Here is a 25,244-nt window from a genome sequence, read left to right as displayed (position 1 = left end):
ATTACAATTGGCGCGTGTGTTATTTATTAATGGTGGATCAGAGGGACATATTAATCCCACGATTGGCGTTGTGGAAGAGCTTATTTCTCGTGGCGAAGAGGTAGTGTACTTTTGTATAGAAGCTTATAGAGAACGTATGGAGATGACGGGGGCTACAGTAAGAACATTTGACGATCAGAAATTTATACAAGCTTTTATCTCAGGTGGAAGAAATTATGTACTCGAAAGAATCAACGGTCTATTACTTACGACAGATATAGTTATTCCAAGCGTTCTTGAACAGATCAAAGGGGAGCATTTTGATTACATCATCCATGATTCTATGTTTGGTTGTGGACGTTTGTTAGCTCAAATTCTTAGGCTTCCGGCCATTAGCTCCTGTACTTCTTTTGCGCAGACAAAAGCAGCATTCGATGAAATGTTAGAACAATTTTATACTACAGTTCCTGCAGAAGTAACTAATCCTATAAAGGATAAATTCCAAAGCTTGACGCAAATGGTGAAGGGCAAATATGATGTGGACATCGAATCCCCTTATGAAGTGTTTTGTAATCCTGCCCCACTTACTATCGTTTATACAACTAGGGAGTTTCAACCTGAGGGAGAAGCTTTCGACCCGTCTTATATCTTTGTAGGACCCTCCATCTCTTCACGATTAGCTCCAGAAAACTTCGACCTCATGGCAATTAAGGGGAAAAGTCCAATTTACATTTCACTCGGCACAGTTTTTAACCAAGCCATTGAATTCTATAAACTTTGTATTGAAGCATTGGGGAACACGGAGCACACTATTGTGATGTCAATTGGAGATAAAGTCCAAATCACGGATTTAGGGGAAATTCCGCAAAACTTTTTCGTGAAAAATTATGTTCCACAAACGGATATCCTGCAATACACAAAGTTATTTATTACACATGGTGGAATGAACAGTATCAATGAAGGGCTTTATTACGGGGTTCCGCTAATTGTAATTCCACAAAGTGCGGATCAGCCAATAATTGCGGATCAAGTCGTCCATGTCGGAGCAGGCATTAAGTTACAAATGCAAAGTTTAACTGCAACTCAACTACGAGAAGCCGTAGATCATATATTAAGCGATTTATCTTATAAAAAAGCTGTCTCCAATATCAGTGAATCGTTTCGGAACTCGGGCGGGTATCGACGAGCTGTTGATGAGATTGTTCGGGGAGGGGGAGTCGTATGAACAAAATGGACCGGTTGTTAGCTATAGTGCTTGAACTGCAGCGTAACAAAATGTTGCGGGCGGAGGATTTGGCTGCTACGTTTGAAACGAGCGTAAGAACGATCTATCGGGATATTCAGGCACTGAGTGAAGCGGGCGTTTCCATAATAGGAGCGCCAGGGCAGGGTTACTCCTTAATCGAGGGGTATTTCCTGCCACCCGTTAGTTTCACGCTGGACGAAGCAGTGACATTGCTTATAGGAACTGATTTTATCGAGCAGCGGTTTGATGCACACTATGGTAATAAGGCTAGAAGTTCTAAAGCAAAGATAGAAGCCATCCTGCCGGAAGCTATCCGCAGTGAAGCATCACAGATTCGCAAAAGTTTTCGTTTATTTGCATCCGCAGAAGATATAGCACCCATACAAGAGAAGGCATGTTTGGAAGCCATTCGTGGAGCGATATTGGAGGGAAGGAAAATAAGATTTCGTTATTCCAAAAGAATCGCCGAAGCCGATGGGAACCGTCAAAGTATTCGTACGGTTGCTCCTTATGGACTTGTGCTTCATCACGGGTCATGGGTACTCATCGCCTGGTGTGAATTGCGTCAAGACATCCGTCATTTCCGGTTATCCCGAATGAGGGAGCTTATTAATCTGGAAGATGAATTTATGCTGCCAGCAGATTTTCATCTGGAGGTATACCAACCTCCTGATGATCGCAACGTTCATGTGCTTATCTTAGTCCAAGCTGACATAGCCGATAAGGTAAGGGAATCAAATAATTTCTATATGGAAACTATTGAGGAGCATGCGGAGGGGGTACTTGTTACTTTTCGCGTTCGCGAGCCAGGGGAATTGCTGCAATGGGTGCTTGGCTGGGGAGGCGGTATGGTTGTGCTGGAGCCCGAATCTTTCCGTGATCAGGTTAGAAATGAAATAGAAATAATGTTAAAACGCTACTGACATAACGCTGTCAGTAGCGTTTTTGTATACTTGGACCATCAATGACTACAGGAGCTGATATATGATGATTACAACAAAAGAAGTCTTACAACGATTTGAAGAAACTTCGACATACTATATTCAAGAATTGGAGCGATTCAATCTGGAGCAGCTGAAGCAAAAGCCGAGTGAAAACGCCTGGTCCATCGGACAGATGTTTCAGCATCTCATTCACTCGGCGCTGTATATGCAGCTTCGTAATATTGATCAATGCCTTGTGCTAGACCAAGATCCCTTAGTAGCTCATGTGGGGAAAACTGAGGATGGTGCGGCTATATTTGCGCAAGGAAGCTTTCCGCCCATTCGTATTCAGGTTCCGCCTTCCGCCCAATATACGCCGGAGCAGCCGGAGAGCAAAGAACAATTAATTCAAGGGTTACGTACAGTCATTCAAAGAATGAGAGAGATCGAACCCTCTCTTGAAAAAGCATCCAAACAAAATACCGTATCTCACCCGCGATTTGGTGGACTATGCGCGGAGGAATGGTTCCTACTTATTGAAATGCACTATCGTCATCATCTTCTGCAGCTGGAGCGGTTAAACAAAGAGTTGTTGTTTAATTCCATATTTGCACCTAAAGAAGGGTTCATCAATAACATTCAGGTTGTGAAAGGATCATAAAAAGAGTTGGAATGGTCTTAATTTCCTGAACCAAGCGTGGCCTGAACGTGATTCTTATATTCACTAGGATTAACACCAAAGTGTTTTTTGAATAACCGGGTGAAATAAAATTGATCGTGTATACCGATTTGCGTGGAAATTTCTTTAATGTATGGATTCCCTTTAAGTATTAATTCTGCAGCTTTTTCCATTTTCACAGTATTAATGTAGTGAATGATGCTTTGCCCCACTTCTTCTTTGAAGATTCTGGACAGATAGTTCTCACTTAAGTTGACATGCTTGGCAATCAGGGATAAGGTCAGCTTCTTCTGATAATATGTGTTGATATAGTCAATCGCTTGTTTAACATCTCTATTGTGTGTAGTTAAGATCTGTTGCTTTTGATGGGAGAATAGTTGGAACACAAGCTCCATTATAGATAGAACGTCAGTGGTACGTTTACTGCTGGCGATATTTTCTATATAGGTCTTCAAAAGCTTTGGATCCTCGACAATGAGATGGGCATCGCATAAGGGAAGATAATGCAGACAATTTACGATGAACTTTTTGGTTTCAGCAGGATTAATTTGCTTGGATTTACAGGTGTCGAGAAATTGCTGAGTTGCTTGATTAACGGCTTCAACCCCTGAAAGCTTCCAGTTCTGAATTAATTGCGTCGAGAAATCATGTACATCCTCGAAGTCCAGCGTATCCTTTAAATGGACATCCTTTGGATCTATAATCGTTATTTCGTTGTAAAATTGGATTTGCAAGGATTCTTTACATTGCTCTAGGGTTCGTTTTGCTTCAGCATATCCCCGTACAGGATCAGAAAAAACAATAGTAGGGGTGATAGAAATATACATTTTGATTAACCGAATGACTCTCTGGATAAAGTCTGTGCGGATAATTTGATGATCGTCTAAGGTATCACAGGAGATTAGAAGCAGCAGCCCATTAGATTCTAGCTGAATAATTTCTAACTGATCTACGGTCTCCAAGATATCCAAGATGATGTTTTCAATAAAGGATACGGAGATGTGATTTTGTCTTTCGTTTTGGGTGGCGTTATTCTGCTCAAAAGTCACGTAGAATAAATAACAGCTGCTTTCGCTGAAAGCGAAACTTATAGCATCATGCTGATCAAGTTGCTGCACATCGTAATAAGGATCGGTGAAATAATCTTTTAGCAGCGCATTTTTCACGCTTTTTAAATTGTGCTGTAATAACTGTGTTTGGGTCTCCTGCTGCTGCCTAGATTGAAGCTGCTCTTGAATTAGCTTCGTAGATTTCTCCAGCAAATGGATCAAATCCCCCGTTTTCATACTAATCTTCAGCATATAATCTATAGCCCCAAGCACTAAGGCTTCACGAACTAACTCATACTCCCCGTGGTTGCTCGCCACCAGAATTTTTCCTGCAAACCCTCTGTTATTCAGTTCTTTTATCAGCTGCAGACCATCCATATTAGGCATTTTGAGATCTGTAATGATGATATGGGGATTAAACTTGTCTACAAGTGTTAAGGCTTCAACTCCGTCAGAGGCAGTAGCACAGATCATGTATCCAAGCTCTTCCCATGGAATCATGGTTCTGAGCGCGACTTTAACAATAGGTTCGTCATCCACTAGCATTACATTATACATAGGATACATAGTATCACCCCTTAAGTTCGTATGTTTGTTTAGGGATAATTAGGCGGCAGCAGGTTCCATGACCCATTGAGCTTGTGATGAACAGCCCGTAACTCTCACCGTATTGAAGTTTAATGCGATCGGCCACATTTGAAATTCCGATACCCGACAGATTGTCAGCTTTTTCAGATTTGGTGGTGTCAAACCCTTTTCCGTTATCGATGATCTCAATAATAAGGGTGTATTCATTTTTTGCGTATACCTTAATTTGGATTAGAACTTTTCCTCCTATATCTGTAACTCCATGAAGAATCGCGTTCTCTGCGATCGGCTGCAGGATGAGCTTGGGGATCATGCTCTGTAATAAAGACTCATCCAAGTCATATTCAATGTCAAACCTGTCGGCATAACGTATTTTTTGAATGGCAAAATAATGATCCAAATTGTTCAGCTCCTGCTTGATGGTGATTTGCTCATCTTGATCGATAATGGTACTACGCAGCAATTCAGCTAGTGAGGAGATGCCGTCGCTAAGGACGGGAACCTGGTTAATCATCGCCAGCCATCGTAAGGAGTTAAGTGTATTAAAAAGAAAGTGAGGATTAATCTGCGATTGCAGCATTTGCAATTCGAGCGAACGTCTTCTTTTCAGATCTTTCTTTTGATCCTTCATCAGCTGTTCCATTCTACTGACCATGCTGTTAATTCTATTGGCCAACACGCCCATTTCATCGTTGCTGTGATCTTCGATCCGGCTCGATAGATCACCATAAAAAATTTGATTGCAGAAGACGATGATTTGTTTGATTGGTTTCAGGATGCTTTTATACAATACGATAATAATTAGAATACACACGACTACAATGATGCTGACAACAATAAGTAGTCCAGTGGTGATTTTACTTGTCTCTGAATTGATATAAGAGAAGGGCACGGTAGAAATCATGTACCAGCCTAATTGATTATTGTTAATATAGGAGATTTGCTGCATTTTGCCATTGACCATGCCTTGGAAGGAATGGTTTTTCTTTGCCTCTTGTGTCTTGATTTGCTTAAAAAGCTCATCTTTATAATAGGGTTCTCCTAGCGGCGTATCCTTTTGATTCGAAGACATTACTTTTCCCTCCCTATTCATAATAAGGAGACTGGAACCTGTACCTAAATCCACACTGGAAAGAATGACTTTTGAAAATAACTCCCCACCAATAAAAACAAACACATGACCTAAGGGAACGCCAATGTCATCTTGATCAAAAATTTTCCGGCCCAGGACAATGGTATTGTAAGCGCGATAGCTTTTTACATAGTTAAGACTGTCATAGGGGGCATTCAGCTCTACTTGTTTCATAATTTCTTCATACTTAGGATTGGGGATGCCATCGTAGCCTAATTCATAAATAGGTTGGTTCTTGGCGTCGATGACCCGAACGTTCTGGACATATCCGGGGTAGATGGTTCTATATAAATTGTCCATGGCATGATTAATGGCAGCATTGCTAGGCGCGGGTTCATTTGGTGCTGCCGATAAACGCTCCTGAATAATACTATTGGTAGAAACAGAGCCTGCAAGATATTGATAGTTGTTAAGTTCACTTAACATCGTTCGATTAAGCAGGGTTAAAGCCTGAAATGTGGATTTACTTAATTTATTGTTAATAGATTTGGAGTAAATGGTGTAGGAGTAGAAACCTATAAAGATGATTGGGATCACGGATACGATTAAGAAAATGACGGTTAAGCGATTTTGAATTTTAACCTTGCGCATGATTTGCGGAGGATTAGGAAAATGCAGCTTCCCTTTGCGTCGACTCAGGTGGATGACCTCCCATTCACTATCTTTTACTTACAAGTTAACATAAAAAGAACAATGGAATATATATGCAGCAGCGAAAAGTGAGAATAATCTATGGAATGGATAATATTATCCATTCCGTTAACGGCTAAGTTTACAGGTTATGTGACCCTGATGAATAAGCTTATACGAGCTTGCATTGGAAGATGGATAAGATAATACATAGGTAGGTTTGTATTGTAAATGTAAATATAGCGTAAATCCTTCTATACTTAGATTATTAAAAAAGCGTTTACAAGAATATCTTAAGGAGGGCGTTTATGAAAAAGACTATGAGTACATTATTAGCAGTAATGCTGCTAGGTGCGGGGTTGCTCGGCTGTGGGAACAGCAATAATAAACCTGCTGCCTCGAATGAATCTGATTCAACGAAAGCTACGAGCACCGCGCAAGCTACAAGTACAACGAACGCCGGGAAGACTAAAGAAGAACCTGCTAAAGATTTTGATAACAAGGAACTTAGCATTGCTGTATTCCAAGGGGGATATGGTGCGGATTATTGGAATGAAATTGTCAGCAAATTCGAAAGTGCTTATCCAGGTGTGAAAGTGAACATGACGATTAATCCTAAAGTTGGTGAAGTAATCCGGCCGCAGATTGTTGCGGGTAATCCTCCCGACTTCCTATCCGTTACAGATACAGAGCAAAGTGGCATCGTGCTTTCACTGATTAAAGAAAAGGGACTGCTAGATATCAGCGATGTATTTGAAAGCAAAGCGCTTGATAAAGAGGAGACGCTTAAGGATATGATTCTACCGGGGATGCTGGACAGTACAAGATTTCAGCCCTATCAAGATGGAAAGACGTACCTCGCACCTTTTAATGCTGGACCGATGGGCTTGATTTACAATAAAACACTGTTCACAGAAAAAGGCTGGAGTGTTCCTGAGACTTGGGAGGAGTTCTTTGCTTTAGGGGATGAGCTGAACAAAGAGGAGAACTATCTGGTTAATGCAGATGGAACCAAAACGAAGCGGGCTTTATTCACTTACCAAGGCATCTATCCGGATTATTTGGAGGAAATTCTCTACCCGGCCATTGCGAGTGCGGGGGGAAAAGAAACGCTGGATAAAGTCTTTGCTTATGAGGAAGGTTCATTTAAGAACGACACGATCAAAAAAGTACTGGATATTTTCTATAAAATCTCTAAAGACGGTTATCTGATGGACGGCACGGTTGCCTTGAACCATACACAGTCGCAGACCGATATGATGATGGGTAAAGCTTTGTTTATCGTAAACGGGAACTGGATGGAAAATGAAATGAAGGATTCACCTAGAGAAAATGGATTTGAATTTGGGATGACAACAGTACCTGTGTTCAATAAAGGCGATCAGAAGTATGTGCTTTCCAGCTACGAGCAATTCTCCATCCCTGCTAAGGCCAAAAATCCTGAGCTCGCTAAGGAATTCTTAAAGTTCCTGTATACCGATGAGTCTGTAAAACTATTTGCGGAAAAAGCGAATGGGGCGTATGCGCTTAACGATGCGAAGGAGCTGTCTAAGCCATTTTTGACTAAAGGTGTCTATGACATGTTTGAGGCTTATAATGGTTCCATTTCTATTTTACAGGGCTGGCAATCGTTACCGAAGGGTTCCAAGGTTAGTGTAGTCACCGAAATGTTCAAGAATACGGTCACACCAGTGATGACAGGCCAAATGACCACAGATCAATGGATGGATAATGTGGAAAAAGCTTTTGCACAGATTCGTAAAGAGAAAGCGGCTAGTAAATAATCTATAGTATCTCATGCAAATGCATCCTGTTAGGAATGGATAAGGTTATCTATGAACGGGATGCATTTTGTATGAAGAGGAGTGAGAAAGATGTCTGAAATGCAGTTGGCAGAAATAGCTCCTAGACAGAGGAAATCAAAGATTAGGACAGCGAAAACCAGAAATCCTAAGCTATTCATAGCGGTATGCACGATTCCAACGCTCCTGTTGACCCTCGTATTTATGATTATTCCAACCTTTCGGGCATTTTTTATGTCTTTTACGGATGCTACCGGGATGAGTGATGAGAACAAGTTTATCTTTTTGGATAACTATAAATATATGTTTCAGGATGAGATGTTCCTCAAAGCTCTGAGCAATACATTTAAACTGATGCTGGTCGTGCCAGTGATTACATTGATTTTTGGGCTGGTGCTCGCTTTTTTATTAACGCAGACGAAGCTGAAGGAAAGAGGATTTTACCGAACCGTATTTTTCTTTCCTAGTATCATCTCATTGACGGTAGTCGGAATTATCTGGTCCTTTGTGTTTCATCCCAATATGGGCATTTTGAATAATATTCTGGGGAGCATCGGATTAGATCAACTGAGCAGACCCTGGCTTGGAGATAGCCGAACAGCATTGTGGTGTGTAGCCGTTACACTGATCTGGCAAGCGGTTGGTTATTATATGGTCATGTATATCGCTGCGATTGATGGGATTTCTGCGGATGTGTTTGAATCGGCGACTATTGATGGTGCGGGATATTTCCGGAAGCTTACCAGTATTACGATCCCTCTGCTAAAAGATATTATTGGCATTACTTTTGTGTTGTCTCTGGCAGGTACGATCAATTTAAGTTTTATAGTTGTAACTGTAATGACTGGTGGTGGTCCGGCAGGTGGAACTACTGTTTTACTCCACTACATGTACACGCAGGCCTTCCAGAATGCGAACTTTGGTTATGCCATGGCTATAGCTATATTTACGCTGGTGTTCGCCTTTGTGCTTTCTTTTCTGTCCAGACTACTTACAAATCGAGCAGAAGGGTAGGGGAGAAGGATGACGAGCAATCAACAGAGTCTTCTAAAAATGAATATTGCTAACTGGATCACGCGGCTGTTTCTGATTGTAGCCACCATTGTTTTGTTATATCCGTTTGTATGGAATCTTTTAGCCTCATTTAAAAGCAATACAGAATTTCTGACAGACCCCTTCTCCTTTCCACAAGCCCTACACTTCGATAACTATGTACGTGCTTTTCAGAAATCCAAGATGGGGAGTTATTTCCTGAACTCTATCTTTCTTGTGGTGTTATCCACGGCGATTTTAGTTATTTTTGTGGTTCCTATGGCTTATGTCTTAACGAGATTTAAGTTTTGGGGCTCTAAACTAATCCTTAACCTTTATATGGCCTGTATTTTTCTGCAAGCCTCCTACATTATGGTTCCTTTATTTCTGCAGGTGAATTCGTTCGGGATGTTAGACAATCGCGGGATGCTCAGTTTGATCTATGCTGTTCTGCAGTTTCCCTTTGCCATCTTTGTATTAAGTGGATTTCTGAGGTCCGTTCCTAGAGATTATGAAGAGGCCGCTAAGATTGACGGTTGTGGCAACACGGGAGTGCTCGTCAGAATTATTGCACCGCTTGCTAAACCGGGCATTGTGACGGTCTGTATGCTGGCAGCGATGGGCTTTTGGAATGAGTATCCGCTGGCATTGGTCTTAATTCAAAGTGATAGCAAAAAAACATTGCCAGTAGGTTTAGCCAATCTTTTTGAGGTTCAACGTTATGCTACTGATTGGAGTGCACTTTTTGCCGCGCTGATCCTAGTGCTGATTCCAACGATTCTTTTATATGTGATAGGACAAAAGCAATTGCTCCAAGGAATAAGCGCAGGCGGAATTAAGGGCTGAACAACAAAGATATGGAGGGAAGTTACGTGGACAAAGGAAGATTTACACTGCCTGGTGAAACAGGGATGGAAGAGGTCATAGCCGATCTCGTCGAAAGATGGGGTGTAGATGCCGTACGTGACAGTGATGGCACGAATCTATCGCAGGACATTCTCGATATGGGTCTGCAAATTTATTCAACGCTTTGTCTTGTCCGTGAGGACAATGAGTGGGCGAAGCAGCATCCGCAATATAGACAGCAGATTTATCTGATGTCTGCTCCAGTAATAGTAACTTCAAAGGTGAAGACCATCGATATTATGGCTGATTATTTTGCCGAGCAATTTATTCCTAACACAGATGTGGATATAAAAAAATATTGGCAGGTTGTAAACCGGACTACAGGAGAAGTATTACCTTCTGAATGTTGGAGTTACGCAGAGGGAATTGTCACACTTGAACAGGCGGTACAATTTCACAAGTATACGGTCAGTTTCTTGGCCTACCAGAAATGGGAGCCGGTCTCCATGTACAACCACATCACGAATGATTGGGATGAGGAGCATCGTTTACCGTTGGATATTCGTTATCCCGAGGCTCAAGAGCATGTTTTGAAGGTGCTGGAGGATTGGCTGAAGAAACATCCCAAGACTGATATCGTACGTTTTACGACCTTCTTTTATAATTTTGATTTGATTTTTAACAAGGAAGGTAAGGAGAAACAGGTGAATTGGTTTGGCTATCTGAGTTGTGTAAGTCCACTTGCGTTAGAGCAATTCGAACAAGCTTATGGGTACCGATTGACTGCAGAAGATTTTGTGGATGAGGGGCGATATAACACACCATTTAAGAACCCGACCCAAAGATATCTGGACTGGATGGACTTCAATCAGAAATTCATCGCAGGTTATGCGAAACAATGTGTAGATAGGGTGCATGATTTCGGGAAGAAAGCGATTATGTTTTTTGGGGATCACTGGGCTGGTACAGAGCCTTATGGCAAATATTTTCCGGAGATCGGGCTCGACGCAGTGGTAGGGGCAGCAGGAGATGGCGTTACAACCCGTATGATTGCGGATATACCTATTAAGGATACCGAGGCACGTTTCTATCCTTATTTCTTTCCTGATGTCTTTTTTGAAGGGGGAGACCCTGTCGGAGAGTCCATGCCGATCTGGATCAAATGCCGGCGTGCGCTCATGCGTAAACCAGTTGGCAGGATGGGGTATGGCGGATATTTAAGTCTAGCGCATCAATTTCCGGATTTTATAGATCATGTGACAGAGATTGCAACGCAGTTCAAAGGGATTCATGCCAATGTAGAAGGGACACAGCCTTTTAAAGCTCCTTTTAAAGTGGCGGTTCTGAATACTTGGGGCTCCCTTCGAAGCTGGCAGACACATCAAGTGGCTCATTCATTATGGAATCAAAGATGTTACTCCTACATAGGGGCATTAGAGTCATTGGCGGGCTTGCCGTTCGACATTGAGTTTATAAGCTTTGATGACATCAGGTTAAGTGGGATTGATCCTAGTATCGGTGTGATTATTAACGCCGGTGATGTACACACCTCTTGGAGCGGTGGAGATCAATGGAGCGATCCGCAAGTTGTGGCAACAGTTCGTGAGTGGGTGGAGCAAGGGGGCGGTTTTATTGGGATTGGTGATCCATCAGCTTATGAACATCAAGGGGTTCTTTTTCAACTAGCGGATATTCTAGGTGTTCAGAAGGAAATTGGATTTACAGCAAGCATCAATAAGCCCAAGGTAACGCCTGTGCAGGGTCATTTCATAACGGAAGATCTGGAAGGTGAGATTAATTATGGTGAAGGGATGACCATGATTTATCAAGCGGAGGCCGGAGCAGAAATATTGGACGTGCACCAAGGCAGCTGCAATCTTGCCGTGAATTCATTTGGTCGGGGGCGGGGCGTTTATATCGCGGGGCTTCCCTATAGTGTTCAGAATACCAGACTACTCAGCCGAGCGATCTTTTGGGCTGCACATCAAGAGAAGCAATTGTATTCATGGTTCTCAGTGAATCCGAATGTTGAATGTCACGCGTATCCTGAGACGGGTCGATATTGTGCCGTAAATAACACTGCCGAGATCCAAAAGACAACGATCCTGATGGACAACGCTGTGATCCAAGAAATAGAGTTGCGTGGGATGGAAAGTGTGTGGCTGGATATGATTATGTAAGAGATTTGTTCGCCTTCTCCTATTTTGAGATCACACACTAGGAGTCAGCCGTAACTACGCGAATAATTGGACTTCCGGCCGCAGTTGTCTCCAACTTTCCTGAATTGTACAGCTTCGATAGAGTAATTGGGGAATTTCTCCCTGAAATTCCGGGATATTTGATCATCAGACTAATGATCAGGGAAAACCTCCCCAAAGTTTAGCTGATTCGTTAGCAATTATAGAAATTCCTCTTATTATTAGGGAGGAATTCCCTGATTTCGTTCATTTAGAGCGAATATTGGCTGTTTTCAGGGAGTTTTTCCCTAATTAGTTTTAGAGCCGTCCCCGCAGACTGCATTAACGCAGAAAACACTAACGTTCGCCGCCTCCTTCTTCGATTTTTCAGGGAAGGGGGCATTTGCCTTTTTGAATCATAAGGAAGAATCCATCCCCTCAATGTTTTTCGCAAGTTTTTCTCACTTGGATTGAGATATTTTGAGTTTTCCGTATCTAGAGTATCCGGGACATTTTGCGATAAGCCCGCGGAGAAATCCCCTCATTTGCGGTAAATACCCTGCTGAAATAATGGATATCAGGATAACCAACCTTATCCCCGACCTGTTCAATCGGCCAATCCGTTTCACGCAGCAGCTTGCGTGCTTCTCGATGCCGGATGGAACGGAGATATTCACCAGGAGGCATGCCAGCTACCTCACGAAATAACTTGGAGAAATGGTCTTCATGCATATTCATGGCACCAGCCATGGATTTATTGCTCCAGCGGTCTGCTAGCTTTGAATCCATCTCATCGATTAAAGCTCTGATCCGCCCGGTATGAACGGAAGATTTGGCTGCATTCCGGGAGCTTTGTGTTCGGAGCAGCGAGGTTAGAACGCCGAGCAGTAACCCCCGACAGACCCATTCATAACCGGCAGGCCGCATCGTAAATTCATGCACGAGCTGTTCCATCGCATGGATACATTCGGGTGGCGGGGTATAAATGGGCTCCTGTGACAATGGCATAAAAGGAGCGGTCACAGCTTCCAAGGCAAACTTCTCGTCCATAACCTCCTCCTCATTGACCAGCATGTCTTCATCGCTTGTAATAATCGATTCCCCAAAAAAATCAAAATGGATCCCAATGAGTTTGGTTTCCGAATCTGAGACAATCGCATTTTGATGATATACCCCGGAAGAAAGAAATATCAGTTGTCCTGAATTCAGGATATATTCCTCCGTATCCATCTTTGTTGATAATTTCCCCTGGCGAACGTATAGCAGCTCGAAATCATACAATCTTCTTCTTGGAAAGAGGCAAGGTGAGAGAGTTTGGAATTGTGCGTAGTGAATGCCAGGTGACCACTCCCGGGAAGGGACCTGTTTTCTCAGGGGATAACGGGGTTCTTTTTCAGCCACGAATAAACCTCCCATACAGTATAAAATGATTTATTAAATAGACCGGAATCGTGCAACAAATCTCTTGTTCACCTAAATAAATCTAACTTACAATCTATTATAATATAAATAAATCAAGGATATAAGCGCATTTAGGGCAGAATCTTAAAAAACGGAAAATAACAAATTTGAGGAGGATTCAGATGAAAAAGGGAATAAACATTTGGTCGTTTCGCGAAGGTACTGAGATCGAAGAATGTGCACGTCTGGCTAAAGCGGCAGGTTTCGACGGAATTGAGTTATCTTTGAATGAATCGGGTGAACTTGGCCTGCAAACCACTGAGAAAGAAGCTATTAAGATCAAAAATTCCATTCAGGAGATGGGGTTAGAAATTGCAGGACTGGCGACAGGACTATATTGGTCATATGCCATGACAAGTGAATCCGCGGCGAACCGGACGAAGGCTATCGATGTATGTAAAAAACAATTGGAGCTGGCAGCAACACTTGGCGTAGATACGATTCTTGTCATTCCTGGTGCGGTTGGTGTGGATTTTATTGAGGGCTGTGAAATAGTCGATTATGAAAAAGCTTATGATCGAGCCTTGAAGGCGATCAGTGATCTGGCTCAGGATGCAAAAATGGCGGGTGTTTCTATTGGGATTGAAAATGTGTGGAATAAATTCCTGCTGTCTCCGCTCGAATTACGTTCTTTTATAGATGCTGTAGGCTCCAATTATGTAGGTTCCTATCTGGATGTAGGGAATATCGTTCATTCTGGTTATCCAGAGCAGTGGATACGGATTCTAGGCCATAGAATCAAGAAGGTGCATTTCAAAGATTACCGCCGGGCAGCCGGAGGACTTCATGGATTTGTTGATCTACTTGCTGGGGATGTGGATTATCCTGCTGTTATGGAAGCACTGCAAGAGATCGGCTACAGCAATTATGTTACTGGAGAAATGATACCGCCATATACGCATTATTCGGAGCAAATCATTTTTAATACTTCTGCAGCGATGGATGCTATTTTAGGACGCACTAGTTACTAAGTTTAAGAGAGGTGAAGGCTGTGCTCAGAGTGGGGCTGGTGGGTTTTGGATTTATGGGCCGAATGAACTTTGATCAGTATGTTCAATTGCAGGAAGACGGCCATCCGATTTCTCTGGTTGCCATTTGTGACCCGCAGATTAAAGTCCTTAAACATACTAAATCCGCGGGGAATATGAACACAGCCCACGAGGTATATGATTTATCCCCTTACAGCCTTTATGAGAATTTGGAGCATATGCTCGAAAAAGAAGAACTAGATGCTATTAGCCTTGCAGTACCTACGTACTTGCATGCTGAAATGACTTGTTCGCTGCTGGAACGAGGGTATCATGTGTTCTGTGAAAAGCCGATGGCGAGACATTCCGCAGAAGCTTGGAAGATGGTAGCGGCGGTGCAAAGCAGCGGAAAAAAATTGCTGATTGGTCATTGTCTTCGCTTCTGGCCGGGATATGAATATTTGAAGGGGATTATAGCTAGCGGTGAGTTCGGTGGAGTGACAGAGGCTTATTTTTACCGGGGTTCCGGTGCTCCTAAAGGGTGGTTGGTCAATGATGAGCTAAGTGGCGGCTGTATGCTGGATATGCATGTACACGATACGGACATCATCCATCACTTGTTTGGGAAACCGGATAAAGTATCAACGCTTGGGCGGAAGGTTTTACCGGGAAGTGGCTATGATATCGTCTCCACTCATTATTTTTATCAGGATGGAAAAGTGGTCAATGCCCAAGCGGACTGGACACTGGAAGGCGACTTTGGTTTTTACATGGGCTATCGGATTATTTTGAACGGGGAAATGTAGTCTTTGATGGCGCGGAAGTTAAGGTAAATCCTAATCGTCAACCGGGGTTCATTGCGAAGCTTTCTTCGCATACCGGATATTACAGAGAGTTGGTATATTTCTTGAAAATCATCCAGAACGATGAGCCAGTGACCCTATGTATGCCCGAAAGTGCTGCCCAGTCCATAGAAATCATTGAGGCTGAAATCCAATCGGCTGATCAGGAAGGGGCCTGGATACGGATACGTTAAGTACCATACTTTTAGTAAAGGAGACTTCACGATGTTGAAAATAGGCTTGATCGGCTTTGGATTTATGGGCCGGATGCATTTTGATAATTATGTGCGCTTAACGGAAGAGGGGCAGCCCATTGCCCTTAAAGCCATCTGTGATTTGCGAATTGAAGAATTAAAGGATGGAAAAGCAGCCGGGAATATGAGCACTGCCCAGGAAGTCTATGATTTGTCAGCTTACAATCTATACGATGATCTGGAGAAAATGATAGCCAGTGAGGAACTGGATATGATCGACATTGCGGTTCCTACTTATCTGCATGCGGAAATGACTTGTTCGCTGCTGGAGCGTGGATATCATGTTTTTTGTGAGAAACCGATGGCCAGAACTTCCGTACAAGCGCTGGAAATGGTGGAAACGGCAGCCCGCTGTGGGAAAAAACTGATGATCGGACATTGTCTCCGTTTTTGGCCGGGGTATGAATATTTAAAAGAAGTGATAGAGAGCGGGCAGTTCGGTCAGGTCACGGAAGGGTATTTTTACAGGGGATCTGGTGCTCCTAAGGATTGGTTTCTTGATGAGACACTAAGCGGTGGAGGCATTATGGATATGCATATTCACGATACGGATATGATTAACTATCTGTTCGGCAGACCGGATAAAGTATCATCCTTAGGACGTAATGTCCTTCCGGGTAGCGGATATGATATCGCATCGACTCACTATTTTTATAAGGATGCAAAAGTAATTAATGCTCAGGTGGATTGGACGCTGGAAGGTGATTTTGGTTTTTACATGGGGTACCGGGTTAATTTTGAACGTGGAAATATAGTGTTTGATGGCAGCGAGGTCAAGGTCAATCCGAATGCCGGGGCAGGCTATTTAGCGGAACTTTCACCGGATGTTGGCTACTATAGAGAGCTTGTATATTTTCTGGATGTTATTATCCAGGATAAGCCTATCATTATTTGTACGCCAGAGAGTACAGCGGAGTCTCTAAGAATCGTGGAAGCAGAAATGAAGTCAGCGGATGCTGAAGGCGAATGGATTGTGCTAGATTAGTTGTGTGTAGAGTGAATAAGGACGTGAGCTGGAAGAGGATCATTCACAATGACCTTTTTCCAGTTCACGTCCTTTTGTCATCGCTGAAATTTGGTGTTGTCTCTTGCATAATGGGATACTGATCCGTCATATCTTCTCAGCCGTACTTGTTCGTCAGAGAACAGTTCAACAATTCCTGAAGCAACCTCTGAATACATTCCATCAGGATCAAGCTGTAGCGCAGAAATATAGGTTTGGGATAAGGCAGCTATAAAAAAATCAATATTTTTCACTAATGTTTGTGGCATGTTATTCCCTCCGGTGACATCTTGTACATGATGATATATTAAACCATAGGAGTTATTTTACCATGATTTATCGTTGAGTTTTAGGAAGAATTCTTTGGTAAAAGTCGAAAATATGAGAAATTTGGTTGAAATTGTATTTAAGATCGTCTTTAATGAAACGAAGAGGGTAATTTTACCACTCTAAATAAATTAAGGGGATTACATAATGAAAGACTATGAAGTGCTGGAAATTAACAAAAAGAGTTTTTTTAAAACAACTATCTATTTTATGATCATTCCTACACTGCTATTGTTTATAGTAGGTTTAGGGATGGTGGTGGTCGGGCTTATCATTAAAGAGACGTTTATTGTTGTTATGGGTATCCCTTATTTGATTATGCCGGTTATTTTGATACTCATTTATGGGTTGGTGGGTATGCTGGTAGCGCTGGTATATAACAAGCTGGCGAAGAGATTCGGAGGACTAGAACTGAAAATAGTGGAGAAAAACCCTCCGGTTGAAGCAAACTATTTACCATAACCCGAAGTTACTAAAGGGCAGGTATTGCGATGATTTCGCTACCTGTCCTTTTTTATTTTTAATTTGAAAAGAAACCGGGGAATGGATATGATTTGGATAATGAAAGGATGATTGCCAGATGACAGAACCGACACAAAGAGCCAAGGAGCTGTACATTCAGTTTTTGGGTCATTTTTTAAATATGCATAAAGCAGGAGTACTTAAGGAGTACAAGAGTTTTGAAATTCCAAGAGAAGTGGAGCTGGAATGGCTGCAGGAATGGGCTACGGAGCACGTCAAGCAGTTGTCGATACGGGACTGGGATGCGATTACGATACTGGAATCCATCTCGCGGAATTATCAGGATAGCTGGATTGTGGAAAAAGTGGCTTCTTTTGCTTCGCGGAATATTATGAGCGCTGATAGTTTGGTTAGACTGATTTATGCGGAAAAAATGCTTGAAATCATTCGTTCTCATAACCAAGTGATCACAAAAGAACTGTTATTTCAAGGCTGTAAGGTTGCTGTACAAATTCTCGAGGATGTAATCTCACAGCCGCTGGTCATTGATCCTGGACACGAACTTAAAGAACATAACCTTAAAGATAAGCGCGCGTTAAACAGTCGAGCCCAACAAGGGATTGAAGAGGTGAAGGTACTTATTAATTCTTAGCTGCCAAAGTTGACATACTGTTGTCAAATTGGGTGTGCTACGATTTCATGACAGAATCAAGTCTGCTGATTTAAAAAAGAAAATGAGGGATTATCGAATGGCTGAACCTTTAAAAGCAATGTACAATGAACAATTTCTGCGTGAGTTCGGCGAAAAGATTCGTGGCGTACATAATGTCTTCGAGACTGAGGCATTTGTAAGCTCAGCCATGACTGAACCGTGGGAAACGCTTGAGCTGAAGGCGAGAATGCGGCGGATCACCGAGACGTTGGGCAGCCACTTACAGCTTCCTTATGAGGAAGCGCTGGCTATCCTATTCGCCATTGCTAATGATTGTGTAGGATTTCCTTATTTGATTTTTCCGGATTTTGTTGAGGTATATGGCCAGGAAGACGATCATTGGGAATTGTCTATGCAGGCGCTGGAAAGATTCACAGCGAAATCATCGGCTGAATTTGCAGTTAGGCCGTTTCTTTTGCGGGAACCAGAGCGGATGATGGCTCAAATGCAGGTATGGGCGAAGCACCCTGATGAGCATGTACGTAGGCTGGCTAGTGAGGGCTGTCGGCCTCGTCTGCCTTGGGGACAGGCGCTTCCCATGTTCAAGCTTGACCCGGCGCCGGTATTACCTGTACTTGAGCAGCTTAAGGCGGATACATCCCTGTATGTGCGTAAAAGTGTCGCTAATCATTTGAATGATATTGCGAAGGATCATCCGGAAGTGGTGCTCGATACCGCTCGGCGCTGGAAAGGAACACATCCCGATACAGACTGGATTGTGCGGCACGGCTGCCGTTCTTTGATTCGTAAAGCTGAGCCAGAGATTATGGCTTTATTCGGATACGCAGAGCAGACAGACGAAGCTGCTCCACTTATAACGAGTGCTTCAATTCTACTGGAACCTTCTATCCTGGCCATTGGCGAAAGCTCTGAATTGCAGTATAAGCTTCAAGTTTGTGAGGGAGCTCCGGCACGGATTCGGATTGAATACGGAATCTATTTCGTGAAAGCGGCAGGTCGAACCTCCCGTAAATCTTTTTTGTTATCGGATAAGACCGTACCTGGAGGTACAATTCTGTCAGGTAAACGGACACATCGTTGGGCTGATTTAACAACTCGGCGTCATTATCCAGGAGAGCACCGGATTGTGCTGCTGGTAAATGGGCGAGAAGTGGCGGAAGTGGGGTTAGAACTTAAAGGGGGTGCTAATATATGAAAAAAGAAGTTTTGATGTTTCTATCCAATGGCTATGCTGATTGGGAAAGCGGATATATTAGTGCCGAACTAAATAAGCCGGAAAGTGAATATAAAGTAAGCACAGTTGCTTTAACTAGCGACAATGTCAAATCTATGGGTGGATTTACTGTTGTACCTGACTATACTTTAGACAGTTTACCTGCTCAGTATGAAATGTTGATTTTAATCGGGGGCACAGGCTGGAAAGATAATTCAGCTATTACTCCAGTGATTGAAAAATGTTTACAGGAAAGTGTACCTATAGCCGCAATATGTGACGCTACAACTTTTTTGGCTGAACATGGCTATTTAGACAACATACCGCATACCGGAAATTCATTGGATTATTTAAAACAAAATGCTCCTAATTATAAAGGAGAAGCAAATTATATAGAAAAACAGGCAGTTTCGAGTGAATATATTATTACTGCTAATGGCACAGCTTCTTTAGAATTTGCAAGGGAAGTTATGAAGAAGTTAGAGGGTTTCCCAATCGAAGCCGTCGAGGGATGGTACAAATTTTTCAAAGATGGTTTTTATCAAGAATAAGGGTGTATATAAAAAAAAGGTGGTCTCAAGTCTTAACGACTTCAGATCACCTTTTTGGGGTTGAAGCTTATTTTTTCACTTCTGTAACACCAGTTACTTTTCCTTGATCGGATGAATTAAAGGTGGATTTATATTGATCGTTTGCGAAGTAGACATTGCCTTCAACGGTTGCGTTCACCAGGGTAAAACCATCCGCTTCTACGTATACATCTCCAATAAAGGTTCCGCCTTGGATGCGGGCGTTTTTACTCTTGATGGTCAATTTTGGAGCAGTCAGTTTAAAGGAGTTGGTGATGTTGTGATCCGCATCTTGTGTGTATAGAGCAATTTTTCTGGCGGGTTCCTCTTTATTCATGAATTCTCCATCCACCACGAGATCTTCGGTGAAGGTTAAGTCTTTAAGTGTAGCAGCAATCCAGGTTCCTTCTGGACTGATGGCGCGTTTGAAGGCTTCTTCATTATCTACTACGGAAGCTGAGGTTACAGCATCTGTGGTGTTATTTTGATTATTAGCGGTGCCTGTATTATTAGTGGTTCCCGCATTATTCGTGTTCTCAGGAGTGCTTGTTGCAGTAGCATTATTGGCATTGTTTGTTGCATTTCCACATCCGACCATTAACACAAAAGCAAATACCGCAGCAACACTTGCTATCTTTCTCATCTGTATAACCTCCCTAAGTAATTGTACTGATATCCTTCGAGCTTACTATAGAGTGATTAGTTAGTAATTTACCAATCAATCTACAAATGGTAATATAGGCCTGGACATCTCTGGCGTATAGTATGACCTGAAAAATGTGATTTATCCGATGAATTCACGAGCAATATGGATTACAATAAGTACAGGCAGTAGAAAAGGAGCATTATCCATGGCCAAACAGAAATATTATGTAGTCTGGGAAGGTAAACAACCGGGAGTCTATAGCACTTGGGCAGAATGCCAGGCACAGACAGATCATTATACCGGTGCAAAATATAAATCCTATGAATCTAAAGCAGCAGCTGATGCGGCATATAAAGCGGGCTGGAAGGGGAATTGGGGAACAGGGGCAGCTGGAGCAGCAAAGTCTAAGGGGACAAGTTCTTTTAAACGCAGTGCTACAGTAGAGACCTCTGAGGAGATTGATTACAACAGTATTTCAGTAGATGTGGGGACTCGTGGTAATCCGGGGCCTGTTGAATATAAGGGTGTAGATACACAAACGGGAGATATCATTTTCTCCTGTGGTCCGATCAAAAAGGGCACTAATAATTTAGGCGAATTTTTAGCGATTGTTCATGCCTTGGCGTTGTTAAAGAAAGAGGGAAGCGATAAAACGGTCTACAGTGATTCAGTAAATGCAATGAAGTGGGTGAAGCAGAAGAAGGTGGCAACAACCTTGCCGCGCGATTCTTCAACAGAGGAAATTTGGGTGCTTATTGATCGGGCAGAGCGTTGGTTGCAAACCAATACATATGACAATAAGGTGCTCAAGTGGCAGACCAAAGAGTGGGGCGAGATCAAAGCGGATTATGGTCGGAAATAAAAAAGCTATATCGCTATGGTTTCGGTTAAAGGAGGAGTTTGGGGATGTTTGGCAACGATTGGGATGAGGTATTGCAGGATGAAATGCAAAAGCCCTATTTTCTAAAATTAATGGACGCACTAACACAAGAATATAAGGAACATACCGTTTATCCGCCAAAAGAATTATTGTTCACAGCATTGAAATTAACGCCTTATAAGGAGACCCGTGTAGTTATTTTAGGTCAAGATCCTTATCATGGTCCCGGACAAGCGCACGGACTAAGCTTCTCTGTAAATCCGGGGGTACGTATCCCTCCGTCACTGCGCAATATTTATGCAGAGCTGAAAGAGGACGTCGGTGTGCCTGTTCCGAACCACGGCTCTTTACTGCACTTAGCAGAGCAGGGAGTGTTGTTGCTGAACACCGTGCTGACGGTACGTGAGGGTGAGGCTGGTTCGCATAAAGGTCTGGGCTGGGAGACATTCACAGACACTATTATGCAAAAGCTAAATGAAAGATCTACGCCCATGGTGTTTATATTATGGGGAAGTCATGCGCAGAAAAAAGGCGCCTTCATCGACCAAAGCCGGCATAAGGTGCTGCAATCGCCTCATCCAAGCCCACTTTCATCGCATCGTGGATTTTTTGGCAGTCGTCCGTTCTCAAAGACCAATCAATTTTTAGAGTCGCAGGGAATGGCAGGAATAGATTGGTTCATTCCGGACTTATAATTTATGGAGTGATGCGAAGGGGAGGTAGCTATGAAGCATTGGGTAGGTAAACCCGTTATAATGTACTGCGGAGAGAAACCTTATACCATTATGAAGGGAATCCTGCGCAAATGGGACCTTTCCGCATCGGTGGCGGTGATTGGCCATCAGGAAATTGCTGTGCCGTTTCGGGATATTGTTGTTATTAAGGCTCTGGCTCCAAAAGAAAGAGCGCTGCCTCCAGTTCTCCATTCCGTGGGTTATGTGATGAGGGATCGGCAGCAATTTGACAATGCAGTGTATTTTAAATCGGCGGTTAGTGTCTGGAAAGAAGATCAGCTTATTGCCTTTAATACGATTATTACCTCACATACGAAAGGTTCAGTTACTCTTCAGAACGGCCAAAACCTGATGAAGGGCAATCACATCTTTGTAGTTCGTTCTTTACGAGGGTGATTTCAGGCACCTGTAAAGAATAAAAAAGGGTACGACTCCGAGTGATTGGAGACGTACCCTTTTTTATTTTATAGATAAGCTCCGCCCGTTCACGAAGTAGATTACAACCGTTATAGCTCCTCTTTTTTGATAGGCTCAGTTTCATCTATCCGGTCTGCAATAATAATCTCATACACGCGCAGGAAAACAATTTTTATAATCATATAAACAGGGAGCGCAATAAGAACTCCGATAATACCGTAGAAGTCTCCACCTATAAGGACAAGGATGACCGTAGTCAGTGGATGAACATCCAATGATTTTCCGTAAATAATCGGTGAGAGTACATTATCCTGGATCTGCTGGGCAATGAAGATTACAACCAGGGACCATATGGCCATCGTCGGTGATTCAATGAAACCCACTATAATTACCGGAATCGCTGCTAAGAATGATCCCACATATGGAATGAAGTTAAGGGGCACTGAAATTACGGCGAGCAACAGGGAGTAAGGCAGTCCGATGATAAGGAACCCTATATATAACATAATACCGAGTACGACATTTAGCACCACGCGTGTGACGATGAAGCTGCTTAAGGCGCTGTCGATATCTCCAAACATCTCTTGCCCTTCCTTACGATATTTTCTCGGAATTAAGCCTTGAAGTTTAGGCGATAGCTTATAGTCATCTTTTAGCATGTAGTACAGAATGATGGGCAAAGTTGCGATTAACACTACAATGCTGGAAACAACGCCAATCAAATTGGACATGGAATTGGTAACCCAGGTAATAGTATCGCTAAGAAATTCTGATAAACGGGCTGCGACGTCGGAATCCCCTTTGAAAAAACGCGAAAGTGTCGGATTCTCCCTCAATGCATTGAACTGATCCTGCAAACCTTGCACGAGGTAAGGAGTGTTATCAATAAAGTTCTGAATTTGTTCTTGAAGTGTCGGCCAGACTAGAATCCAGAAGAGAACGAACAAGCCGGCAATCAGAAAATAAATGAGCAGGATGGAGAACGCCCGGTTTAATTTTCTTTTCTCAAGGATTCTTACTAACGGACGCAGCAGGTAGTACATGAACCCTGATAACATCATGGGAACAAGTAATAATTTGAAAATGGCACCCAGTGGGGCGAAGAGAAACATTACTTTGGAGCCTAAGTACAAAATCAGTAAAAAGGCGATAATAGCAAGGCTTGTCCGAAAATACTTCTGTTGTGGCAATAAAAACATCCCCCAAAATTCAAATTTATGTCTATGTAGTTTAATAACCCTAATTTACAAGTATTGATTCAAAAGCGGGCAATTCCTTTTAGGTAGTTCTTGGCATACCCATATAGAGGTTCTAGTTACAAAGGTTACGCCAAGTAAAAAGTTCGCAATTTAACAAGGGGGTATAACTATTTCTCTGCTTTTTCACAGATTATCTTGACTTTCGTCTATGAGATTTTCTAGTGGATAAAGTGAAGATTTCAGGAACTACATCTTCGCCTCCGGTTTCTTTGGTAACTTGTCTTGCTTTAACAAGAGATAAAAAGGAAAAAATCTCACCTAAGGCTACAAGTCCAGCTGCGATGATCTCATAATCCTCAGCGCTAAGTTCTGCGGATTCCACTGGATTATTGTTATTGGTGGTCCCATTCTTATTAGCATTGCTGTTGCCTTTATTTCTCCCGCTGTTTCTTCCATTGGCCATTTCTGATCACCCGCTTTTCCCGGTATGTATTATTAATATGTTATAAATGCCGCATATGAGATAGGCAATTCGGATGTAATTTTGCACTGTCTCTTTTTAGCACTTTACACAGGATGAAAACGCTGTTAAAATCATAAACGAGCACAAACGATCAATAACGGTCATATATAATCGATTAACGGTCAATAAAATTCATAGATGAGCGCAAGGAATTGCACAGGTCGCGCTGTCACATAAAGGAGCGAGCCACGATGATGTTTGAGGAAGAGAGAAAACAAAAAATCGTGCTTTTTGTGGAAAAAAACTCCAGAGCTTCTGTACAGGAGCTAAGTCAGGAAATGGGCGTATCTGAGTCTACTGTGCGCCGTGATCTGAAGGAGCTGGAAGAAGCCAAATTATTAAAGCGTACTCATGGCGGAGCGGTTTCCCTGCAGAGCGTCAATTTTGAGGCGGCTTATCCTGATAAGGAAGACCATTTATTGGATGAGAAGCAACGGATTGCCCGTAAGGCCGTGGAGATGATTCAGGAGGGGGACGCAATACTGCTTGATGCAGGAACAACAACACTGCAGATTGCCAGAGAGCTGAAGAACTTTTCGAATATCAAAGTCATTACGAACTCGATTATGGCGCTGAATGAGCTGCGGGATTGCCGCAATATCGAAGTCTCAATTACAGGCGGTATGCTTCGCCCGGATACGATGGCTTTTGTTGGACCGATGACAGAACGTTCCTTAGATATGGTGAGAGTGGATAAAACTTTTCTTGCCACTAATGGACTGGATTTGCGGGAAGGCATCACAACCCCGAACATGTTAGAGGCAGCTACAAAACGCAAAATGATCGCAGTTGCCAAGCAAGTTATTCTACTGGCAGATCACAGTAAGCTGGGGCAGGTATCCTTTAGCAAGGTTGCAGATGTGACGGAAATGGATCATTGCATTATAGATTCAGGAGCGTCTGACAAATTCATCCGTGAGATCACGCAATTGGGTGTGGATTTCACGCTGGTATAAATTTTATATAGGATAAGCAATTATGAATTACCGT

Annotated in this window: 26 protein-coding genes; 19 read left to right on the top strand and 7 right to left on the bottom strand. The window is 42.7% G+C overall.

Going from position 1 to position 25,244, the window contains the following annotated elements; translation table 11 throughout:
* Positions 1-7: 7 nt before the first annotated feature.
* From NST40_RS22925 to NST40_RS22915, 3 genes are all read left to right on the top strand, one after another.
* A complete protein-coding gene (locus NST40_RS22925; protein ID WP_076217957.1) occupies positions 8-1,204 on the top strand; it encodes a macrolide family glycosyltransferase in 1,197 nt (398 codons plus the stop codon).
* Positions 1,201-2,148, top strand: a complete 948-nt coding sequence (locus NST40_RS22920) for a YafY family protein (protein WP_076217956.1) — start codon at positions 1,201-1,203, stop codon at positions 2,146-2,148. The genes NST40_RS22925 and NST40_RS22920 overlap by 4 nt, the downstream gene beginning before the upstream one ends.
* A 67-nt stretch (positions 2,149-2,215) precedes the next feature.
* Positions 2,216-2,809, top strand: a complete 594-nt coding sequence (locus NST40_RS22915) for a DinB family protein (RefSeq protein WP_342410919.1) — start codon at positions 2,216-2,218, stop codon at positions 2,807-2,809.
* Between the two features lie 17 nt (positions 2,810-2,826).
* On the opposite strand, the gene NST40_RS22910 is transcribed toward NST40_RS22915, so the two are convergent.
* Together NST40_RS22910 and NST40_RS22905 are read right to left on the bottom strand one after the other, a co-directional pair.
* Positions 2,827-4,443, bottom strand: a complete 1,617-nt coding sequence (locus tag NST40_RS22910; RefSeq protein WP_342410022.1) for a response regulator — start codon at positions 4,441-4,443, stop codon at positions 2,827-2,829.
* A 4-nt stretch (positions 4,444-4,447) separates the two neighbouring features.
* The gene (locus NST40_RS22905) at positions 4,448-6,187 is read right to left on the bottom strand and encodes a sensor histidine kinase (protein ID WP_076104348.1); all 1,740 of its coding nucleotides are present in this window, start codon (positions 6,185-6,187) and stop codon (positions 4,448-4,450) included.
* A 347-nt stretch (positions 6,188-6,534) separates the two neighbouring features.
* Here NST40_RS22905 and NST40_RS22900 point away from each other — a divergent pair, with 347 nt between their 5' ends.
* The 4 genes from NST40_RS22900 to gnpA all read left to right on the top strand — a co-directional run bounded on the left by NST40_RS22900 (position 6,535) and on the right by gnpA (position 12,086).
* The gene (locus NST40_RS22900) at positions 6,535-8,010 is read left to right on the top strand and encodes a carbohydrate ABC transporter substrate-binding protein (protein WP_076277394.1); all 1,476 of its coding nucleotides are present in this window, start codon (positions 6,535-6,537) and stop codon (positions 8,008-8,010) included.
* Between the two features lie 90 nt (positions 8,011-8,100).
* Positions 8,101-9,042, top strand: coding sequence for a sugar ABC transporter permease (locus NST40_RS22895; RefSeq protein WP_254857029.1), 942 nt, complete (start codon positions 8,101-8,103; stop codon positions 9,040-9,042).
* 9 nt (positions 9,043-9,051) lie between these two features.
* Positions 9,052-9,906 carry a carbohydrate ABC transporter permease gene (locus tag NST40_RS22890; protein ID WP_076217953.1) on the top strand — a complete coding sequence of 285 codons (855 nt, stop codon included), beginning with the start codon at positions 9,052-9,054 and terminating at the stop codon, positions 9,904-9,906.
* 26 nt (positions 9,907-9,932) lie between these two features.
* Positions 9,933-12,086 (top strand): 1,3-beta-galactosyl-N-acetylhexosamine phosphorylase, encoded by a 2,154-nt coding sequence (gnpA, locus tag NST40_RS22885; protein WP_342410021.1) that lies wholly within the window; start codon positions 9,933-9,935, stop codon positions 12,084-12,086.
* A gap of 492 nt (positions 12,087-12,578) precedes the next feature.
* Here the strand turns inward: gnpA and NST40_RS22880 are convergent, their stop codons facing one another.
* A complete protein-coding gene (locus tag NST40_RS22880; RefSeq protein ID WP_076281361.1) occupies positions 12,579-13,484 on the bottom strand; it encodes an AraC family transcriptional regulator in 906 nt (301 codons plus the stop codon).
* Positions 13,485-13,666: 182 nt separating this feature from the next.
* Between NST40_RS22880 and NST40_RS22875 the strand changes: the two genes are divergently transcribed.
* From NST40_RS22875 to NST40_RS22860, 4 genes are all read left to right on the top strand, one after another.
* Positions 13,667-14,515, top strand: a complete 849-nt coding sequence (locus tag NST40_RS22875; protein WP_076130236.1) for a sugar phosphate isomerase/epimerase family protein — start codon at positions 13,667-13,669, stop codon at positions 14,513-14,515.
* A 20-nt stretch (positions 14,516-14,535) separates the two neighbouring features.
* On the top strand, positions 14,536-15,318 hold the full coding sequence (locus NST40_RS22870; protein ID WP_342410020.1) for a Gfo/Idh/MocA family oxidoreductase: 783 nt from the start codon (positions 14,536-14,538) through the stop codon (positions 15,316-15,318).
* 101 nt (positions 15,319-15,419) lie between these two features.
* The gene (locus tag NST40_RS22865) at positions 15,420-15,548 is read left to right on the top strand and encodes a hypothetical protein (protein WP_342410019.1); all 129 of its coding nucleotides are present in this window, start codon (positions 15,420-15,422) and stop codon (positions 15,546-15,548) included.
* Positions 15,549-15,579: 31 nt separating this feature from the next.
* On the top strand, positions 15,580-16,593 hold the full coding sequence (locus tag NST40_RS22860) for a Gfo/Idh/MocA family oxidoreductase (RefSeq protein WP_341003427.1): 1,014 nt from the start codon (positions 15,580-15,582) through the stop codon (positions 16,591-16,593).
* 77 nt (positions 16,594-16,670) lie between these two features.
* On the opposite strand, the gene NST40_RS22855 is transcribed toward NST40_RS22860, so the two are convergent.
* Positions 16,671-16,880 (bottom strand): hypothetical protein, encoded by a 210-nt coding sequence (locus NST40_RS22855; RefSeq protein ID WP_036683023.1) that lies wholly within the window; start codon positions 16,878-16,880, stop codon positions 16,671-16,673.
* 205 nt (positions 16,881-17,085) lie between these two features.
* Here NST40_RS22855 and NST40_RS22850 point away from each other — a divergent pair, with 205 nt between their 5' ends.
* The 4 genes from NST40_RS22850 (at position 17,086) to NST40_RS22835 (ending at position 19,837) form a co-directional block, all read left to right on the top strand.
* Entirely contained in the window at positions 17,086-17,400 is a 315-nt protein-coding gene (locus tag NST40_RS22850) for a hypothetical protein (RefSeq protein ID WP_341003425.1), read from the top strand.
* A 118-nt stretch (positions 17,401-17,518) separates the two neighbouring features.
* On the top strand, positions 17,519-18,052 hold the full coding sequence (locus NST40_RS22845) for a hypothetical protein (RefSeq protein ID WP_076281365.1): 534 nt from the start codon (positions 17,519-17,521) through the stop codon (positions 18,050-18,052).
* A 97-nt stretch (positions 18,053-18,149) separates the two neighbouring features.
* Positions 18,150-19,268 carry a DNA alkylation repair protein gene (locus NST40_RS22840; RefSeq protein WP_341003424.1) on the top strand — a complete coding sequence of 373 codons (1,119 nt, stop codon included), beginning with the start codon at positions 18,150-18,152 and terminating at the stop codon, positions 19,266-19,268.
* Complete coding sequence (locus tag NST40_RS22835; protein ID WP_341003423.1) at positions 19,265-19,837, top strand: type 1 glutamine amidotransferase family protein; 573 nt, start codon at positions 19,265-19,267, stop codon at positions 19,835-19,837. The genes NST40_RS22840 and NST40_RS22835 overlap by 4 nt, the downstream gene beginning before the upstream one ends.
* Positions 19,838-19,904: 67 nt before the next feature.
* On the opposite strand, the gene NST40_RS22830 is transcribed toward NST40_RS22835, so the two are convergent.
* On the bottom strand, positions 19,905-20,498 hold the full coding sequence (locus NST40_RS22830) for a hypothetical protein (RefSeq protein ID WP_076130242.1): 594 nt from the start codon (positions 20,496-20,498) through the stop codon (positions 19,905-19,907).
* Between the two features lie 208 nt (positions 20,499-20,706).
* Here NST40_RS22830 and NST40_RS22825 point away from each other — a divergent pair, with 208 nt between their 5' ends.
* From NST40_RS22825 to NST40_RS22815, 3 genes are read left to right on the top strand one after another with little or no spacing between them, the layout of a single operon-like run.
* On the top strand, positions 20,707-21,363 hold the full coding sequence (locus tag NST40_RS22825) for a ribonuclease H family protein (protein ID WP_076184205.1): 657 nt from the start codon (positions 20,707-20,709) through the stop codon (positions 21,361-21,363).
* 44 nt (positions 21,364-21,407) lie between these two features.
* Positions 21,408-22,076 (top strand): uracil-DNA glycosylase, encoded by a 669-nt coding sequence (gene ung / locus NST40_RS22820; RefSeq protein ID WP_076130244.1) that lies wholly within the window; start codon positions 21,408-21,410, stop codon positions 22,074-22,076.
* Positions 22,077-22,106: 30 nt separating this feature from the next.
* Positions 22,107-22,511 carry a hypothetical protein gene (locus NST40_RS22815; protein WP_036683006.1) on the top strand — a complete coding sequence of 135 codons (405 nt, stop codon included), beginning with the start codon at positions 22,107-22,109 and terminating at the stop codon, positions 22,509-22,511.
* Between the two features lie 110 nt (positions 22,512-22,621).
* Here the strand turns inward: NST40_RS22815 and NST40_RS22810 are convergent, their stop codons facing one another.
* On the bottom strand, positions 22,622-23,731 hold the full coding sequence (locus NST40_RS22810) for an AI-2E family transporter (protein WP_076130245.1): 1,110 nt from the start codon (positions 23,729-23,731) through the stop codon (positions 22,622-22,624).
* 190 nt (positions 23,732-23,921) lie between these two features.
* The gene (locus tag NST40_RS22805) at positions 23,922-24,194 is read right to left on the bottom strand and encodes a hypothetical protein (protein WP_076130246.1); all 273 of its coding nucleotides are present in this window, start codon (positions 24,192-24,194) and stop codon (positions 23,922-23,924) included.
* 251 nt (positions 24,195-24,445) lie between these two features.
* Here NST40_RS22805 and NST40_RS22800 point away from each other — a divergent pair, with 251 nt between their 5' ends.
* The gene (locus NST40_RS22800) at positions 24,446-25,210 is read left to right on the top strand and encodes a DeoR/GlpR family DNA-binding transcription regulator (protein ID WP_305953507.1); all 765 of its coding nucleotides are present in this window, start codon (positions 24,446-24,448) and stop codon (positions 25,208-25,210) included.
* The last annotated feature ends 34 nt before the right edge of the window (positions 25,211-25,244 follow it).

The sequence above is a fragment of the Paenibacillus sp. FSL R10-2778 genome (assembly GCF_038593035.1).
Classification (GTDB): domain Bacteria; phylum Bacillota; class Bacilli; order Paenibacillales; family Paenibacillaceae; genus Paenibacillus_AQ; species Paenibacillus_AQ odorifer.
This window is presented reverse-complemented; position numbering and strand designations above follow the sequence as displayed.

Excerpts from the sequence above, each read along its gene's own strand:
- NST40_RS22920 (WP_076217956.1), top strand. The coding sequence starts at position 1,201 with ATGAACAAAATGGACCGGTTGTTAGCTATAGTGCTTGAACTGCAGCGT.
- NST40_RS22910 (WP_342410022.1), bottom strand. The coding sequence starts at position 4,443 with ATGTATCCTATGTATAATGTAATGCTAGTGGATGACGAACCTATTGTT.
- NST40_RS22905 (WP_076104348.1), bottom strand. The coding sequence starts at position 6,187 with ATGCGCAAGGTTAAAATTCAAAATCGCTTAACCGTCATTTTCTTAATC.
- NST40_RS22900 (WP_076277394.1), top strand. The coding sequence starts at position 6,535 with ATGAAAAAGACTATGAGTACATTATTAGCAGTAATGCTGCTAGGTGCG.
- NST40_RS22895 (WP_254857029.1), top strand. The coding sequence starts at position 8,101 with ATGTCTGAAATGCAGTTGGCAGAAATAGCTCCTAGACAGAGGAAATCA.
- NST40_RS22890 (WP_076217953.1), top strand. The coding sequence starts at position 9,052 with ATGACGAGCAATCAACAGAGTCTTCTAAAAATGAATATTGCTAACTGG.
- NST40_RS22875 (WP_076130236.1), top strand. The coding sequence starts at position 13,667 with ATGAAAAAGGGAATAAACATTTGGTCGTTTCGCGAAGGTACTGAGATC.
- NST40_RS22860 (WP_341003427.1), top strand. The coding sequence starts at position 15,580 with ATGTTGAAAATAGGCTTGATCGGCTTTGGATTTATGGGCCGGATGCAT.
- NST40_RS22855 (WP_036683023.1), bottom strand. The coding sequence starts at position 16,880 with ATGCCACAAACATTAGTGAAAAATATTGATTTTTTTATAGCTGCCTTA.
- NST40_RS22850 (WP_341003425.1), top strand. The coding sequence starts at position 17,086 with ATGAAAGACTATGAAGTGCTGGAAATTAACAAAAAGAGTTTTTTTAAA.
- NST40_RS22845 (WP_076281365.1), top strand. The coding sequence starts at position 17,519 with ATGACAGAACCGACACAAAGAGCCAAGGAGCTGTACATTCAGTTTTTG.
- NST40_RS22840 (WP_341003424.1), top strand. The coding sequence starts at position 18,150 with ATGGCTGAACCTTTAAAAGCAATGTACAATGAACAATTTCTGCGTGAG.
- NST40_RS22835 (WP_341003423.1), top strand. The coding sequence starts at position 19,265 with ATGAAAAAAGAAGTTTTGATGTTTCTATCCAATGGCTATGCTGATTGG.
- NST40_RS22830 (WP_076130242.1), bottom strand. The coding sequence starts at position 20,498 with ATGAGAAAGATAGCAAGTGTTGCTGCGGTATTTGCTTTTGTGTTAATG.
- NST40_RS22825 (WP_076184205.1), top strand. The coding sequence starts at position 20,707 with ATGGCCAAACAGAAATATTATGTAGTCTGGGAAGGTAAACAACCGGGA.
- ung (WP_076130244.1), top strand. The coding sequence starts at position 21,408 with ATGTTTGGCAACGATTGGGATGAGGTATTGCAGGATGAAATGCAAAAG.
- NST40_RS22815 (WP_036683006.1), top strand. The coding sequence starts at position 22,107 with ATGAAGCATTGGGTAGGTAAACCCGTTATAATGTACTGCGGAGAGAAA.
- NST40_RS22810 (WP_076130245.1), bottom strand. The coding sequence starts at position 23,731 with ATGTTTTTATTGCCACAACAGAAGTATTTTCGGACAAGCCTTGCTATT.
- NST40_RS22805 (WP_076130246.1), bottom strand. The coding sequence starts at position 24,194 with ATGGCCAATGGAAGAAACAGCGGGAGAAATAAAGGCAACAGCAATGCT.
- NST40_RS22800 (WP_305953507.1), top strand. The coding sequence starts at position 24,446 with ATGATGTTTGAGGAAGAGAGAAAACAAAAAATCGTGCTTTTTGTGGAA.